Genomic DNA, 15,486 nt, shown 5'->3' with positions numbered 1-15,486 from the left:
TACAGGTTCCTGGTGCGCACGACTTCCGTGAACGGGCCACGGGACTGACCCTGAACGACAGGCAAGGAAGGGTCCGACAAACGAGCGGGACCAAGGACCGCGCGGCCGGGTGGCCGCGGGCTGGAAATCAAACGCGGTAGTACTCGCGATACCACTCGACGAAGCGCGCAATGCCGTCTTCGACCACAGTCGCGGGGGCATAGCCTACGTCCTGGCGCAGGGCCTCGACATCGGCATAGGTGTCCGGGACATCCCCCGGCTGCAGCGGCAGGAGGTTCTTCTCGGCCTTCTTGCCCAGGCAGTCCTCAAGCACCTCGATGTAGCGCATCAATTCCACCGGCTCGTGGTTGCCGATGTTGTACAGCCGGTAGGGGGCCGCGCTGGTGGCGGAGTCGGGCTCGGCCCCGTTCCAGTCGGGGTTGCGCGGGGCCACGTGATCCAGGGTGCGGATCACGCCCTCGACGATGTCGTCGATATAGGTGAAGTCGCGCCGGTGGTGGCCGTAGTTGAAGACGTCGATCGGCTCGCCCGCCAGGATCTTCTTGGTGAACATGAACAACGCCATGTCCGGGCGGCCCCAGGGGCCGTAGACGGTGAAGAAGCGCAGCCCGGTCACCGGCAGGTCGTAGAGATGACTGTAGGTATGCGCCATCAGCTCGTTGGCCTTCTTGCTGGCAGCGTACAGGCTCAGCGGGTGATCGACGTTGTCGTGCACCGAGAACGGCATGGTGGTGTTGGCGCCGTAGACCGAGCTGGAGCTGGCATAGACCAGGTGCTCGACGCCGTTGTGCCGGCAGCCTTCCAGGATGTTGCCAAAACCGACCAGGTTGGTGTCGACGTAGGCCGCCGGGTTCTCCAGCGAATAGCGCACGCCGGCCTGGGCCGCCAGGTTCACCACCCGCTCCGGGCGGTGCTCGCGGAACACCCGCTCCATCGCGGCGCGATCGGCGATGTCCTCGCGCACCTCGGTGAAGTTCGGGTGGTCCTGGGTGCGCGCCAGGCGCGCCTCCTTCAGCGAGACGTCGTAGTAGTCGTTCAGATTGTCGACGCCGATCACCTCGTCGCCGCGCTCCAGCAGGCGCAGGCTGAGGGCGCTGCCGATAAATCCGGCCGAGCCGGTCACAAGAACTTTCATCGCGTTAGTCCTGGTCGTCCGGCAGGGTAATGTTCAGCTCGAGGACCTCGCAGTCCCCTTCGCGGTCAACGCTCATCTGCACAGCCTCGTCGTCCACCTGAACGTATTTGCGGATCACCTGCAGCAGTTCCTGCTGCATTGCCGGGAGGTAGTCGGGCCCGGAGCGCGCCGCACGCTCGCGCGCCACGATGATCTGCAGGCGTTCTTTGGCAACGCTGGCGCTCTTCTGCCGCGGCTGACGGAAGTAATCGAAAATCCCCATGATCAACCCTTGAACAGGCGTCCGAAGAAGCCCTTCTTCGGTACATCGACAAAGCGCAGCGGGCGTTCCTCGCCCAGGAACCGGTCCACCGCGTCCTGGTAGGCCTGCCCTGCGTCGGATTCTTCGTCCAGCACCACCGGCTGTCCGGCGTTCGAGGCATTCAGCACCGCCTGGGATTCCGGGATCACGCCCAGGAGTTCGATCGCCAGGATCTCGCCGACGTCCTCGATGCTCAGCATCTCGCCGCGTTCGGCGCGCTCGGCGGAGTAACGCGTCAGCAGCAGCTTGCCCTCGATCGGCTCGCCGCCCTGCTCCACCTTGCGCGTCTTGCTCGCCAGGATGCCGAGGATGCGGTCGGAGTCGCGCACCGAGGAGACCTCGGGGTTGGTCACCACGATCGCCTCGTCGGCGAAGTAGGCGGCCATCAGCGCCCCGCGCTCGATCCCGGCCGGGCTGTCGCAGACGATGTAATCGAAGTCCTCGGACAGCTGGTTCAGCACGCGCTCCACGCCATCCTGGCTCAGGGCATCCTTGTCGCGGGTCTGCGAGGCGGGAAGGATGTACAGGTTTTCCACACGCTTGTCGCGGATCAGGGCCTGCTTCAGGTTCGCATCGCCGTTGATCACGTTGACGAAGTCGTACACCACACGCCGCTCGCAGCCCATGATCAGATCGAGGTTGCGCAGACCGACGTCGAAATCGATCACGACGGTCTTGTGACCGCGCTGGGCCAGGCCAGTGGCAATCGCGGCCGAGGTGGTGGTCTTGCCCACCCCGCCCTTGCCGGAGGTAATCACTACGATACGTGCCATGTTGGCGGTAGCTCCTTGTCGTCTTGCACGCGCCCGGCGTTCCCGGGGCGTGTGGACGGGTTCCTGTCATTCGTGACCGGCAGGTGGCCGATCATATCTCCGCGATCTTGAGGCTTTCGTCGTCCAGTGTCACCAGCCGATTCTCGCCGCGTTCGGCTTCCGTGATGTCTTCGGCGATCCGGTAATGTCCGGCGATGGACAACAGCTCGGCGTCCAGGCGCCGACAAAAGATACGCGCGGTCACCAGGCCGCGCACCCCGGCCAGCGCACGCCCACGTAACGGGCCCAGCACGTGAATGTGCCCGTCCGCCAGCAGTTCGGCCCCTGGCGAGACTGCGCCGGTCACGATCAGGTCCCCCCCGCGGGCGTAGATCTGCTGCCCGGAGCGCACCGGTTGATCGACGATACGAGTCGAGCTGTGGACCGCCGCCACGGCGGTCGGCGGACGTTCCTCCTCGGGCTCGACGGCCTTGTCCGGCGCCGGGGGCTCGTCCTCCAGCGGTACCTCGCCGGTGGGCGCGCCGCCGCGCCCACCCAGTTGCAGCACCGGTAGCACATCGAACAGTTCGGCATAGCTCTGCAGGCGCTCGGCGGCGGCGCCGGCCTGCAGGCCGATCAGTTTGAAGCCCTCGGCGCGCACGCGCTCGATGGTTGCCTGCAGGTCGGACTCCGGGCTCTCGGCCACCGCCTCCAGATCGAGCACGATCGGCATGTCGCGCATCAGATCCGGGGCCTCCTCGCGCCGCGCGGCCAGCGCCTCGCCCAGAACCCGCGGATCGGTCTGGTACACGCGCAGCACCGAGACCAGCATCATGCGCCCCTTCAATTCAATGGCCTGGACGGAACTCGGGTTCGCACTCATCGGATCGATCGACTCGCTTGCGGTTACGGCGGCTACGGGAGAGGCGCCCGACCACCGGTCGGACAGGACGTGCGCTTTATAGCGCGGACGGGGAAAGCGCAGCAAGGGTGCGGGATAATTCCTGCCGCCGCATCAGCTGCGCGGTGGGCCCGGGATCAGCGTGTTGGTGCGGCGCACGTAGTCAGCATAACCGGGTCGGGATTCATGCAGACGACTTTCCAGCAACGTGACGCCGGACACACGCAGGATCAGCAGGATCATCAACACCACGGAGGGCACAGCCCACCAGCCGCCCGCAGCCAGGGCCAGCAGGGCGAACCCGACCCAGACCACAATCTCGCCGAAATAGTTGGGATGGCGACTAAAACGCCACAGGCCGCGATCCATCACCTGCCCGCGATTGCCCGGATCGGCGCGAAAACGTGCCATCTGCGCATCCGCCACCGCCTCGAAAAAAAGCCCCACCGCCCACAACAGCAGACCGGCCACGGCCAGCGGCCACCCCAGCGCGTCGGCCCGCACCACGGCCAGCATGGGCAGGCCGATCACCGCCACCAGTGCGCCCTGCAGCCAGAAGATCGTGACCAGACTGCGCACGGCAAAGGCACGCTCGCTGCGGCCCGCGCGCATGTCCGTGTAGCGCCCGTCCTCGCCGTGGCCCCAGTTGCGCCAGGTGATGAAGGCGGACAGCCGCAGCCCCCACAGCAGCACCGGGATCACGATCCACAGCCCCAGCAGGGGCCACCCGGCCAGCCCCCACCACACCAGCGTGACCAGCACGAAACCCAGACCCCAGTAGCGATCCACCAGGCTCGCGTCGCGCCGCAGCACGCTCGCCGCCCAGACCGCCGTCATCAGAGCCAGCACCGCGGCAAGCCCGGCAAGGAACATGCCCCATCCCGCCACCCGTTAACCTTCCGGCCGACGAAACAGGATATGCGACACGAACCACTCGTTCCCGCCGCGATAGTCGAACAGCTCGGCGCAGGCCATGTAGAACATCCGCCAGCGCTGAAACCACAACGCCGCGTCCTGCTCGCCGTAGGTCTGTTCGAATAACGGCATCAGTTCGTCCCGCGCGGCGTCCTGGCGCGCCAGCCAGGCGTTCAGGGTGCGCGCGTAGTGGTGGCCGTTCACCCGCCACTGGCGCACCACCCGCAGATCCTCCTGAAAATGCCGCGCCAGGTCATCCGCTGGCATCAGCCCGTCGCGGAAGAAGTACTGCCCCATCCAGTCGTGTTCGCCCTCGCTCTCGAAGAAGTAGGCGAACTCGCGATGGGCGAAGACATGCATGAACAACTGCCCGCCCGGGCGCAGCCAGGTCGCCACGCGCCGCAGCAACTCGGGCCAGTTGCGCATATGTTCGAACATCTCCACCGAGACCACCCGGTCGAACCCGGTCTGCTCCGGCGCGAAGGTGTTCATGTCCGCGGTGATGATCGTCAGGTTTTCCAGCCCGCGCGCATCCCGCCGCGCCTCGATCGACGCCCGCTGGGTCGCCGAGTTGGACACCGAGACGATGCGCGACTTCGGGTACTGTTCCGCCATCCAGAGCGACAGCGAACCCCAGCCACAGCCCAGCTCCAGGACCCGCTGCCCGTTCTCGAGGCCCGCCCGTTCGCAGGTCAGCTGCAGCATGGCCGCCTCGGCGCCACGCAGGTCGTCCACGCCCTCCGGCCACCAGGCGCAGGAGTATTTCAGCCACGGCCCGAGGCAGCGCTCGAAATACTCGGTCGGAACCTCGTAGTGCTGCTCGTTGGCAACCTCGGTGGACAACGCCACGGGCGCGGCGCGCATCGCCTCGATCAACGCATAACGCCGCTCCATCGCCTCCTCGGCCGGGGCCCCACTCGCGCGCAGCCGCGCGGCCAGCAGCCGACGAATCCCCGCCCGCACCAGCGGGTCCGGCACCCGTCCCTGTTCCGCCCATTCGATCATCCGCTGCATCTGTCGGCCTCTGTTGCGATATTCAGGGAGACACGGACCCATTCGCACTTTGGTTCCCGAGTCGGTCTTGCGTGCTGCCTAGCCCCGGCGCCCGCCGCGCCGGGGCTAGTAGAAAGATAAAAGGATCAACGCCAACGTGCGAATGAATCAACATCAACCTCGTTGACCCGGGGCCCGACATGCGGTTCCCCGTCAGGGCAGGGAAAGGTCGCGGGTGACTGACACCTTTGATTGCCGGGGTGCTAGATTGGCAGCCTTGATCTCAGCTGCTGAACCGACATGGCGCAACCCCAACGGATCCCGGCCCGCACCCTCCACCGTATCTGGGCACCTTTTTTCAAGGCGGTCCAGGAGCGGCACGACGCCTTTCTGAATGACCTCGACGACCGGCTGATGGAGGCCTCCGAACGCGCCATCGATTCGCAGCGGGCGGCCCAGAAATTCGCCCTGTCCCGACAGGTTCGGATGGGTAGTTCAACGATCAGGCAACACTTCCGCGAGCGACTACACGCGGCCCTGATCTCCGTTGACGAAACAGAGGGCGCAGGCGACCTCACCGGTGACGGCCTGGAATTGTCCCTGATGGATGACGCCGACACCGAACGCGAAGTCGCCCTGCGCAAGCTCGTCAACAGCGCGCGTTCCAGCCTGTCCGAGGAGATCGACGCGCTGGAGACGGTCACCCGGGATTATGACCTCGCCACACCGCCCGAAGCTGCGCCCTGGCACCCCCACGCACTGGGCGAGGCCTTCCTCGAGGCTGTGGAGGCCGTCCCGCTGTCCGCCGACGAATGCCTGCTGCTCCTGCACTGGTTCGATCGTGACATGCTCCGGGAAATGCAGCCCGAAATGCAGGCGCTACTGCAGGACTTCCGCGCGGCCGGCTTCACGGTTCCCGAGGTGCGCCAGACGACACGCAGGCCGGCAGGTCGCAGCGATACCAACGCGGGACAAACAGCCCCCACCAGCGCCCCGCCGGGGGCCAACTCGCCCGGGACCGGCGCCGCGTCGGGCAACTGGGGCCAATTCGGGTATCAGGTACCGGTCGCCGGCGAAGTCATGACGGAAGCCGGACAGATGCCTGCTGGCAGCCCGGTCGAGGCCATCACCACCGTGCTGAACACATCTCCAGCCAGCACGCTGGAACCGTTCATCATGGATCTGCTGCAGGGTCTGTTCGATCTGATCCTGAAGCGGGACGACCTCAACCCCGCCCTTCGCGAGCCGCTGTCCGATCTTCAGTTGCCACTGGTTCGCATCGCGATGCGCGAAACCCACTTCTTCCGCGATCGCATGCACCCGGCGCGCCAGATGACCGGCCTGCTGCTCAACATCGCGCTGCGCATCGACCCCGACCTGCCCCTGGACGAGGCCCGACAGCTGCCGCTCACCCGCCTGGTGTTCGCGAATGTGGAGCGCGTGCGTAACGGTGGCCTGGGCGACAGCGCGGCCTTTGACGAGGCTCTGGAACGGCTCCGGGAAGAACTTGCCGCGGCCGAGGAACAGATCGCCCACCAGGCAGCGAGCGAACAGGCTGAGGCACAGCTGGAGGAACGCACGCTGGAGATCAGCTACAGCGTCGAATCCACGGTGGAGCGCACTGTGATCTCCATGGGCCAGGACATCCCCGACGAGGCCCGCGAACAACTGATGGATGCCTGGGTACCCCTGATGACCGCCCAGAAGACCGCGGAGGCGGATGCCGCGGCATCCGGTGACGCGCCCCCGGACGCCGCGGACCCGGACAGCGACGGGATGGCCCTGCTGCACGAGCTTCTGGGACTGATGCAGCGGGAACCGGACTTCCAGGCCTCCGCACCACTCCTGGCCCGCATCCGTGCCTTCCTCGATCGCGCCCCGCTATCGAAGGAGGAGCGCGCCCGTATCAAGCAGGACCTGGTCAGCGCCCACCTGGTCGCCGCCGGAAAACGCCGCTCCGCCACCGCCGATCGGCAGGCACCAGCCGAACAGGCGCCGACTGGGCAAACCGACAAGGCAGGCACTAGCGAAGAACGATCGGAGCCGACGCGCAAGCGAACCAGCGCCCGCCCGAGTTCCATCTTCGGCAGTGCACCGCGCCACCCGGACGACGATCCGTCCCTGATGCGCGACCACGACGACGAGCATGTCGAGCATGCCGACAACCTGATCTCCGGCACCTGGATCCAGTTCACCTCCCCCGCCGGCACCAGGGTCACGCGCATGAAGCTGGTCTGGCGCGGCAGTCACGCCGGACGCCTGCTGTTCACCGATGCCGCCGGACGCGCCAAGCGCCAGCACAGCATTCAGGGTCTGGCGCACGAATTCCGCAGCGGTCGCGCCCAGATCATTCCGGAAGAATCGCTGTTCGATCACCTGATGGATCAGCGCCTCGGCCAGACCGCCTGAGGCCAACCTTGGACCGGATTGGCACGCGGCCTGCCACCCCACCGGACCTTTTCCGCAGCGGCACGGTCCATCTTTCGAACCCCTCTGGGATGCATCGATGACACGCACACTGGCGGCCCTTTGCGCGGGCCTGGTACTGGGGATCCTGATGACCGGATGCAGCAGCCCGCAGAAGATGCCGACCGTGGACCACGTCGACCTCGACCGCTACATGGGCGACTGGTACGTGATCGCGAACATCCCGACGTTACTGGAGCGCGATGCCTACAACGCCCTGGAGCAGTACGCGCTGAACGACGACGGCACCATTGCCACCACCTTCTCGTTCAACAAGAGCGGCTTCGACGGCCCGCGCCGCGAATACAACCCGACAGGCTTCGTACGCAGCAAGGACAACGCCGAATGGGGCATGCGATTCCTGTGGCCGTTCAAGGCCGAGTTCCTGATCGTCTATCTCGACGAGGACTACAGCCAGACGGTGATCGGCCGCAGCAAGCGCGACTATGTCTGGATCATGGCGCGCGAACCGGAGATGCCCGAGGACGACTACCAGGCCATCCTCGCCTACCTCGCCGAGCTCGGATACGACACCGATGAGATCCAGCGCGTCCCGCAGCGCTGGGACGACTGACGTCCCCGTGCTGCGGCGAGCCTAATCCCTGACGCGCCCGTAGCCGCCACCCCCCGGAGTCCGGATCTCCACCGCATCCCCCGGGCCCACCGTCTGGCGATCACAGCCTGCCATCGGCTCGCGCATGCCGTCCGCGCGCAGGATGGCATCCTCGCCAAGCGCCCCCGGCTCACCCCCGGCCAGTCCGAATGGAGGAACGCGGCGCCGATTGGCCAGTAGCACAACCTCCATCGCCACATCAAAACCCAGCCGCCGGATCACACCGTCGCCGCCGCGGCGCTGCCCCCGGCCGCCGGAACCTCGGCGATAGCCAAAGTGCTCCACCCGCACCGGGAAACGTCTTTCCAGCACCTCGGGATCGGTCAGACGCGAGTTGGTCATATGCGTCTGCACCGCACTCGCCCCGTCCTCGCCGGGACCGGCCCCGGCACCCCCGGCGATGGTCTCGTAGTACTGCCGCTCGGCATCGCCAAAGGTCAGGTTGTTCATCGTGCCCTGGGCCGCGGCCTGCACCCCGAGGGCACCGAACAGGGCATCGGTCACCACCTGCGAGGTCTCGACGTTGCCCGCCACCACGGCGGCGGGCGGCGCCGGGTTCAGCAGACAACCCTCCGGGATCGCCAGGTCCACCGGAACCAGGCAGCCATCGTTCAGGGGGATCTCGTCCTCCAGCAGCGTGCGCAGCACGTACAGCACCGCCGCACGGACGATGGAGCCCGGGGCATTGAAGTTGTCCTCGCGGGCCGGCGAGGTCCCCGCGAAATCGATCCGCAGTCGGCGCGCTCCCGGATCGGGTATCACGGCAACCCGGATCTCGGCACCGTTATCCAGCGCATAGCTAAACGTGCCGCCCTCCAGGCCCGCAATCAGCCGCTGCACCGCCTCGGTGGCGTTGTCCTGCACATGCTGCATGTAGGCCGCCACCGTGCCCGTACCGTATTCGTCCAGCAGCCGCCCCAGCTCCTCCAGCCCCTTGCGGTTGGCCGCCACCTGGGCCTCCAGATCGGCCAGATTCTGCTCCGGGTTGCGCGCCGGCCACTCGCCCGAGGCCAGTAGCGTCCGCATCGCCGGGGTCGCGAAGCGGCCCTCGCGAACGAGCAGGGTCGGCGGGATCAGCACGCCCTCTTCCTCCAGCCGGCGGGAGAAGGCCGGCATCGAGCCCGGAGTGATGCCGCCGACATCGGCATGGTGGCCGCGCGAGGCCACGAAGAAGGCCGGCTGCTCAATCCCGGCCTGCGGGTCCTCGGTCACCGCATCCCCGGGGCCGACGAAGACTGGCGTAACCACGGTGATGTCCGGCAGGTGGGTCCCGCCGTTGTAGGGGTCGTTCAGCACCCAGGCGTCGCCCGGGCGCAGATCGCCGGCCGCCACCGTAACCACCGCACGCACGCTGGCACCCATCGACCCCAGGTGCACCGGCATGTGCGGGGCATTGGCGACCAGATTGCCACGTGCATCGAACAGCGCGCAGGAGAAGTCCAGGCGCTCCTTGATGTTCACCGAATGGGCGGTATTGCGCAGGGTGAAACCCATCTGGTCGGCAATCGCCATGAAGCGATTGTTGAAGACCTCGAGCAGAATGGGATCGCGCGGGATCTCGTCCGGCGCGGCGTCCGCTGGCTGCACCCGCCGACCCGCGCCCGCCTCGCGCTCCAGGCACAGCGAGCCCTCGTGCTCGATCCGACCCCTCCAGCCCGGCTCCAGCACCAGCGTCGCGGTAGCCTCGATGACCAGTGCCGGGCCTGCCAGCGTCATCCCGGGGCTCAGGGCCTCGCGCCGGTACAGGGGCACGTCGCGCAGCCCGCCCGCCACCACCATCGCGACCGTATCCGCCTCCGGCGCGGGACCCTCGACCATCGGTTCCGGTGACCGATCCGGCGGCGCCTCCGCCGCAGTCGCGATGGCCTCGGCCGCCGCGACCGCCACCACCAGCTCGCGATCCGGCGGGGCAAAGCCGTAGCGCCCGCGATAGGCTGCGGCGAAGGCCTCCATCAGCGCATCGGAGGACCCGGCCGGGACCTCCAGCGCGGTGTCCGAGCCGGCCAGCCGCAGATGCAGCCGGCGCTCGATGCGCATGGCTTTGGGTTCCACCCCCTGGTCCGCCAGGGCCGCGGCCGCCGCCGTGGCCTGATCATCCAGCGCGGCTTCGATCGCCGCGGCATGCTCGTCGTCCAGGGGCCATTCCAGGCTGCGCTCGCGCAGGGCCCGCAGCTCCCCCAGCCCCATCCCGTAGGCCGACAGCACGCCGCCCAGCGGATGGAACAGGATGTGGCGCATGCCCAACTGCTCCGCGACCCGGCAGGCATGCTGCCCGCCGGCCCCGCCAAAACAGACCAGGGCATAGCGCGACACGTCGTGGCCACGCTGCACCGAGATCGTCTTGATCGCCTGGGCCATGTGCTCCACCGCGATCTGCAACAACCCCTCGGCCAGCGCCTCCGGCGTCACCCGTTCAGCCGTCATCGACATGACCTGAACCGCCAGCTCGTCGAACTGCTTCCGAACCGGCTCCGGGTCCAGCGGCCGGTCGCGATCGGGGCCGAACACGGCCGGGAAATACGCCGGGCGCAGGCGCCCCAGCAGCACGTTGCAGTCGGTCACCGTCAACGGCCCGCCCTGGCCGTAGCAGGCCGGCCCGGGCTGCGCCCCGGCGGACTCCGGCCCAACCCGCAGGCGGATGCCGTCGAAGCGGCAGACCGACCCTCCTCCAGCGGCCACGGTATGGATATCCAGCATCGGCACACGCAGACGCGCACCCGCCACCTCGCTCTCCTGGCGGCGTTCCAGCTCGCCCGCCAGATGCGCAACATCGGTGGAGGTCCCGCCCATATCGAAGGTGATCAGGCGCTCGAACCCCAGTGGCGCGGCGGTCTTCAACGCCCCGACGATACCGCCGGCCGGACCGGACAGGATTGCGTCACGGCCGCGAAAACGGGCCGCGTCCACCAGCCCGCCATGCGACTGCATGAAGCGCAGCGGCACATCCCCCAGTTCGCCGGCCACCTGATCGACATAGCGGCGCAGCACGGGCGACAGGTAGGCGTCCACCACCGTGGTCTCGCCGCGAGGCACCAGCTTGATCAGAGGGCTGGTCTCGTGGCTGGTCGCCACCTCGGCGAAGCCCATCTCCCGCGCGAGCCCCGCGATGGCCTGTTCGTGCGCCGGATAGCGATAGCCGTGGATGCAGACGATGGCCACCGCGCGAATACCGTCGTCCAGCGCCGCCTGCAGGCGCGGACGCAGGTCATCAAGATCCACTGGCTGCAGCACCTCGCCGGCCGCGTTCACCCGTTCGCGTACCGGTGCCACTCGCGCATAGATCGGCTGTGACAGGCGGATGAAGCGCGCAAACAGGTCCGGCCGCGCCTGGTGCCCGATCGCTAGTGCGTCCTCCAACCCTGCGGTGACCACGAGCAGGGTCGGCTCGCCCTTGCGCTCCAGCAACGCGTTGGTCGCCACCGTGGTGCCCATGCGCACCTCGTGGATCATCCCGGCGGGGATCGCTGCCTCGGCGGTCAGTCCGAGGAGGTCGCGGATGCCCTGCACCGCGGCATCGGCATAGGCCCGCGGGTTATCCGACAGCAGCTTGCGGGTATGCAGCCGGCCCTCCGGGTCGCGTGCAACCAGATCGGTAAAGGTGCCGCCGCGGTCCACCCAGAACTGCCATTGGTTGTCGGTTCCGGCTTGAGTCATGTTTGCCGCTCTGGTCTGATCACGTGAACTTGGGCGCCGCGCGCCAGTCGCAAGCGCGTCACCAAAAAGGAAATGCTCCCGCATGGATCCCGTCACCCAAGCCAGCCTGGGCGCCGTTGTCGGCGGCCTGACCCTCGGATCACGCCTGGGCCGCAGGCCGTCCTGCTGGGCGCTGTAGTGGCCATTATCCCGGACCTGGACGTGCTCATAGCCTACGGGGATGACGTCTCCGATTTCATCCATCACCGCGGCTTCAGCCACTCCCTGCTGCTGCATCTACTGGTCGCGACGGGCATAGCGGGCCTGCTCGCACGGATCCCGGCCACGCGCGATATCGGCTTCGGGCGCTGGTGGTGGTTCCTGTTCCTGGTGCTCTCCACCCATGTGCTGCTGGATGCGCTCACCACCTACGGCACCCAGCTCCTGTGGCCCTTCGCCGGGCCGGTGGGGACAGCCTCGATCTTCGTGATCGACCCGCTCTACACCGTGCCCCTCCTGGTCGCCACGATCGGCGCGCTGTTCTACCGCTTCGCCCCAAGGCTGCTGGTGGCCGGACTGGTCCTCTCCACCGCCTATGCCGGGTCCGGGCTGGCGCTCAAGGCCTGGATCGACCACCGCATCCAGCCCACCCTGATCGCGATGGACCTGCAGGACCAGCCACGCCTAGTGCAACCTACCCCGTTCAACCTGCTGCTGTGGCGCGTCACCGTCGTGGATGATGACCAGTTTCTGGAGGCCTGGGTGGGCATCTTCGACCAGCCGATCCGCCCGGACTTCGAGGTCTTCGAACGCGGCGCGCACCTGCAGGACGAGGCCCTGGCCCTGGAGGACGGGCAGCGGCTGCAATGGTTCGCCGGCGACTTCCTGCGCTTCCACCGCGCCGAGCAGGACGAAGCACCCGACCGGCTGGTGGTCACCGACCTGCGCCTCGGCGCGCCCGGCTACTTCCCCTTCGGCTTCGAGATCGCCGAGGAACGCGACGGCGAATGGCAGCCCATCACCAGCCGCCAGGTCCGCGAGACCGGCCTGCGCCAGGACGCGATCCGCGCCATCGGCACGCGCATCGTCGACCCGGAAGGCGCCCCCTGCCTGATGGATCTGGCGCAGCCCGACTACGCCATCACCCAGCCGCCGCCGCGCTGCCGCCTGCAGATGCCGTGATCGGATCCGGCGAGGCTGAACGGGGACCGGCAGCCGCCTGCGAACTGTGTGGCCGCGCGATGGACGCGCTAACCCGCCACCACCTGATCCCGCGCAAGCAGCACCGGCGCAAGCGCATCCGCCGGCGCTTCACCCGCGCCGAACGCGAGGGCCGCATCCTGTGGGTCTGCCGCCCCTGCCATGACCACATCCACAAACACTTCGACGAGCAGACCCTGGCCGAACGCCTGAATAACCGCGAAGCACTCCTGGACGAACCAGTCGTCCACGATTTCGTCACCTGGATTGCCCGCCACCCACCCGGCTTCAAGCCCCGCGGCTAGCCGATCGGTCCTGACTCATCATCGGACGTTTACGATGCCCTCGTCCGGCCGCCTGCCGTGCTCTGACCCGCTACGGAGACGCAGGCGCTTGAGAGATCACAGGTAGGGTGCTGTTGAGCGGAGCGAAACGCACCGTTCGCCGAGGCGGCACGGGCCATGATGCGATTCGCTTCGCTCATCGGCATCCTACGGTGGGCTGGATCTGCCTCAATGGTGAAACCGAACGACCACGATAAGACAACGCCTGTCTCAAGCTACCCATCCGGATATAAACCCCTCGCGGAGGGCGTGTCAGGCCGGACGATTCAAAATAGAAATTCTGATCGGCGCCGCAGGCGCAAGGAGTTCAGCGCTGCCGGCCTGGCGCATCCGAAGGCATCAAAAACATCGAAAAAATCGGTTGATGAACCATGCCCAACCGCCAACGAGCAACACGCCACGGCCGAGAATGCAAAAGGGGCCACTCGGGCCCCTTTGCTTGAATCTGGCGGAGAGGGAGGGATTCGAACCCTCGATACGGGGTTACCGTATACACACTTTCCAGGCGTGCGCCTTCGACCGCTCGGCCACCTCTCCGTTTTCCGCAACCGCTGGACGGTCACGAAGCGCGGAATCCTAAACCAGCCGCGGCACCGGCGCAATGGAGCGGGCGCAAAACAGCAGCTTGCGGGCTCAGGAACCGCCCTTGCCCGGCAGCCCGGGAAAGGCGTGCACATTGCCACCGGCGGTGCCCGCATCGTGAATGCGCGGGGTGCCCACCGCCGTGACCTCGTCGATCCGGATCAGCGCATGCATCGGCACATGGAAACGCTCCACACCCTCGAACTCGGTGCGCAGGCGCTCCTCCGACGGATCCACCACCATTTGCGTGCGCTCGCCGAACAGCAGGCCCTCGATCGTGACGAACCCGTAAAGCTCGTCCTGGTAAACGTCGCGGGCGTACAGCTCGTACGTTTTGCCGTTGTTCAGAAAACTAATTCGGTACCGTAGGTTCTTGTCCATGCGCTCTATCATGGGGGAGCAACCGCAGATTGCAACGGGTTGGCGTTGGTCCGGGGCGGCAGAGTCGGTATGATTCCGGGCGTTATCCGCATGGGTCCCGGCACGCCAACGATGAATTCCTCCCAGGAGCTGCTCGATCACTTGAGCCGCAACAGCTCGCCGTACCAGGATCCGCTCACGCGGATTCGCTGGGATGCGCTGTCTTCGGAGGACTACTGGATCCCGGAAGAGGCCATCTCGCTGTTCGGCACGCCGGAATATTCCGCGCTGTCCGGCGAGCAGAAGCGCCGCCTGTCGCAGTACGAATTTCTCTATTTCATCAGTGGCGCGCTGTGGCTGGAAGGCCTGTTCATGGAACGCATCTCGCGCATCTCCATGCACTCGACCGGCCGGCTAGACCGGCTCAACTACCGCCTGCACGAGCTGCGCGAAGAGGCTGGCCACAGCCTGATGTTCATCGAGTTCATGCGCCGTAGCGGGCTGGAGCTGCCGGAACGGCGCTTCCCGAAACCGAAGCTCGCCACCCTGGTCGGCCGCTTTGCCCCGTTCGAGTCCTCGATCTTCTGGATCGCAGTGATGATCGGCGAGGAGGTCCCGGATCGGATGAATCGCCTGATTCACCAGCGCCGCGATCAGATCAGCCCCACAGTGCACGACGTCGTGACCACCCACATGATCGACGAGGCGCGCCACATGGCGCATGCCCGGGACACGCTGGAGAGTTATCTGGATACCCTGCCGACCTGGCAAAAGGCGGCCTACCGCCCGCTGATGCGACGGGTGTTCCGCCAGTTCGTGCATGCCTTCTACTACCCCACGGCGGATATCTACCAGCTCGCGGGGTTGCCCGTGGGCCCGGACTACCGCCGTCTGGCGCGCGACAATCCACGCCGCGCCGCCTTTATCGATACCTGTGTCGACCCCGCGTTGCAAATCCTCCGTGCCCAGGGCCTGGTCCTGAACTGGCGATAGGGCACCACCCCGGGCCGGCCGTCGCCTAGTGTGCTTTAACAATAGTTCATTATACAATATAGGCCATGGGTTGATCTCCGTTTAAGAGGGGGCGTGATGGCTCAACGTGGTCGCAAACCGATCAAGCTGGACCTGTCGGATTCTGAGCGTGCCGAGCTGCAGCAGTGGGTACGGCGCCGCAAAACGCCAGCGGCCGAGAAGCAACGCGCGGAGCTGATCCTGGACAGTTCCGAAGGCCTTCCCGGGCGTGAAATCGCGGCCCGGCACAAGGTGTCGACGCAAACGGTTTCCAAATGGC

Annotated in this window: 13 protein-coding genes, 1 tRNA gene and 1 pseudogene; 6 read left to right on the top strand and 9 right to left on the bottom strand. The window is 66.8% G+C overall.

Going from position 1 to position 15,486, the window contains the following annotated elements:
• Positions 1 to 127 precede the first annotated feature (127 nt).
• The 6 genes from D578_RS0110810 to D578_RS0110785 all read right to left on the bottom strand — a co-directional run bounded on the left by D578_RS0110810 (position 128) and on the right by D578_RS0110785 (position 5,018).
• Entirely contained in the window at positions 128 to 1,135 is a 1,008-nt protein-coding gene (locus D578_RS0110810; RefSeq protein WP_018949964.1) for an NAD-dependent epimerase, read from the bottom strand.
• A 4-nt stretch (positions 1,136 to 1,139) separates the two neighbouring features.
• On the bottom strand, positions 1,140 to 1,397 hold the full coding sequence (gene minE / locus D578_RS0110805) for a cell division topological specificity factor MinE (protein ID WP_018949963.1): 258 nt from the start codon (positions 1,395 to 1,397) through the stop codon (positions 1,140 to 1,142).
• Positions 1,398 to 1,399: 2 nt separating this feature from the next.
• Complete coding sequence (minD, locus tag D578_RS0110800; RefSeq protein WP_018949962.1) at positions 1,400 to 2,209, bottom strand: septum site-determining protein MinD; 810 nt, start codon at positions 2,207 to 2,209, stop codon at positions 1,400 to 1,402.
• A 91-nt stretch (positions 2,210 to 2,300) separates the two neighbouring features.
• A complete protein-coding gene (gene minC / locus D578_RS0110795; protein WP_026289300.1) occupies positions 2,301 to 3,023 on the bottom strand; it encodes a septum site-determining protein MinC in 723 nt (240 codons plus the stop codon).
• 180 nt (positions 3,024 to 3,203) lie between these two features.
• Complete coding sequence (locus D578_RS0110790; protein ID WP_026289299.1) at positions 3,204 to 3,977, bottom strand: DUF1295 domain-containing protein; 774 nt, start codon at positions 3,975 to 3,977, stop codon at positions 3,204 to 3,206.
• A gap of 3 nt (positions 3,978 to 3,980) precedes the next feature.
• Positions 3,981 to 5,018, bottom strand: a complete 1,038-nt coding sequence (locus D578_RS0110785) for a cyclopropane-fatty-acyl-phospholipid synthase family protein (RefSeq protein WP_018949959.1) — start codon at positions 5,016 to 5,018, stop codon at positions 3,981 to 3,983.
• A 279-nt stretch (positions 5,019 to 5,297) separates the two neighbouring features.
• Here D578_RS0110785 and D578_RS0110780 point away from each other — a divergent pair, with 279 nt between their 5' ends.
• Entirely contained in the window at positions 5,298 to 7,406 is a 2,109-nt protein-coding gene (locus D578_RS0110780; RefSeq protein WP_018949958.1) for a DUF1631 family protein, read from the top strand.
• Positions 7,407 to 7,503: 97 nt separating this feature from the next.
• Entirely contained in the window at positions 7,504 to 8,037 is a 534-nt protein-coding gene (locus tag D578_RS0110775; RefSeq protein ID WP_018949957.1) for a lipocalin family protein, read from the top strand.
• Between the two features lie 21 nt (positions 8,038 to 8,058).
• Here D578_RS0110775 and D578_RS0110770 read toward each other — a convergent pair whose 3' ends face one another.
• Positions 8,059 to 11,730: a hydantoinase B/oxoprolinase family protein gene (locus D578_RS0110770; protein WP_018949956.1), complete on the bottom strand. Its 3,672-nt coding sequence runs from the start codon at positions 11,728 to 11,730 to the stop codon at positions 8,059 to 8,061.
• Positions 11,731 to 11,812: 82 nt separating this feature from the next.
• Here D578_RS0110770 and D578_RS14945 point away from each other — a divergent pair.
• Both D578_RS14945 and D578_RS0110760 read left to right on the top strand, forming a co-directional pair.
• A pseudogene (locus D578_RS14945) lies at positions 11,813 to 12,891 on the top strand (metal-dependent hydrolase).
• A 59-nt stretch (positions 12,892 to 12,950) separates the two neighbouring features.
• A complete protein-coding gene (locus D578_RS0110760) occupies positions 12,951 to 13,214 on the top strand; it encodes a hypothetical protein (protein ID WP_018949953.1) in 264 nt (87 codons plus the stop codon).
• 485 nt (positions 13,215 to 13,699) lie between these two features.
• On the opposite strand, the gene D578_RS0110755 is transcribed toward D578_RS0110760, so the two are convergent.
• Positions 13,700 to 13,790, bottom strand: a tRNA-Ser gene (locus D578_RS0110755).
• A 96-nt stretch (positions 13,791 to 13,886) separates the two neighbouring features.
• Complete coding sequence (locus D578_RS0110750; protein ID WP_018949952.1) at positions 13,887 to 14,216, bottom strand: DUF1820 family protein; 330 nt, start codon at positions 14,214 to 14,216, stop codon at positions 13,887 to 13,889.
• A 111-nt stretch (positions 14,217 to 14,327) separates the two neighbouring features.
• On the opposite strand from D578_RS0110750, the gene D578_RS0110745 reads away from it, so the two are divergent.
• On the top strand, positions 14,328 to 15,188 hold the full coding sequence (locus D578_RS0110745; protein ID WP_018949951.1) for a diiron oxygenase: 861 nt from the start codon (positions 14,328 to 14,330) through the stop codon (positions 15,186 to 15,188).
• Between the two features lie 96 nt (positions 15,189 to 15,284).
• Positions 15,285 to 15,486 (top strand): helix-turn-helix domain-containing protein (locus D578_RS14940; RefSeq protein ID WP_018949950.1); only part of this gene is annotated, 202 nt, incomplete at its 3' end.

It is taken from the genome of Thioalkalivibrio sp. ALMg11, from assembly GCF_000377905.1.
Classification (GTDB): Bacteria; Pseudomonadota; Gammaproteobacteria; order Ectothiorhodospirales; family Ectothiorhodospiraceae; genus Thioalkalivibrio.
The sequence above is the reverse complement of the archived record's forward strand: the minus strand, read 5'-3'. Positions and strand labels throughout refer to the sequence as shown.

Excerpts from the sequence above, each read along its gene's own strand:
- D578_RS0110810 (WP_018949964.1), bottom strand. The coding sequence starts at position 1,135 with ATGAAAGTTCTTGTGACCGGCTCGGCCGGATTTATCGGCAGCGCCCTC.
- minE (WP_018949963.1), bottom strand. The coding sequence starts at position 1,397 with ATGGGGATTTTCGATTACTTCCGTCAGCCGCGGCAGAAGAGCGCCAGC.
- minD (WP_018949962.1), bottom strand. The coding sequence starts at position 2,209 with ATGGCACGTATCGTAGTGATTACCTCCGGCAAGGGCGGGGTGGGCAAG.
- minC (WP_026289300.1), bottom strand. The coding sequence starts at position 3,023 with ATGATGCTGGTCTCGGTGCTGCGCGTGTACCAGACCGATCCGCGGGTT.
- D578_RS0110785 (WP_018949959.1), bottom strand. The coding sequence starts at position 5,018 with ATGCAGCGGATGATCGAATGGGCGGAACAGGGACGGGTGCCGGACCCG.
- D578_RS0110780 (WP_018949958.1), top strand. The coding sequence starts at position 5,298 with ATGGCGCAACCCCAACGGATCCCGGCCCGCACCCTCCACCGTATCTGG.
- D578_RS0110775 (WP_018949957.1), top strand. The coding sequence starts at position 7,504 with ATGACACGCACACTGGCGGCCCTTTGCGCGGGCCTGGTACTGGGGATC.
- D578_RS0110770 (WP_018949956.1), bottom strand. The coding sequence starts at position 11,730 with ATGACTCAAGCCGGAACCGACAACCAATGGCAGTTCTGGGTGGACCGC.
- D578_RS0110760 (WP_018949953.1), top strand. The coding sequence starts at position 12,951 with ATGGACGCGCTAACCCGCCACCACCTGATCCCGCGCAAGCAGCACCGG.
- D578_RS0110750 (WP_018949952.1), bottom strand. The coding sequence starts at position 14,216 with ATGGACAAGAACCTACGGTACCGAATTAGTTTTCTGAACAACGGCAAA.
- D578_RS0110745 (WP_018949951.1), top strand. The coding sequence starts at position 14,328 with ATGAATTCCTCCCAGGAGCTGCTCGATCACTTGAGCCGCAACAGCTCG.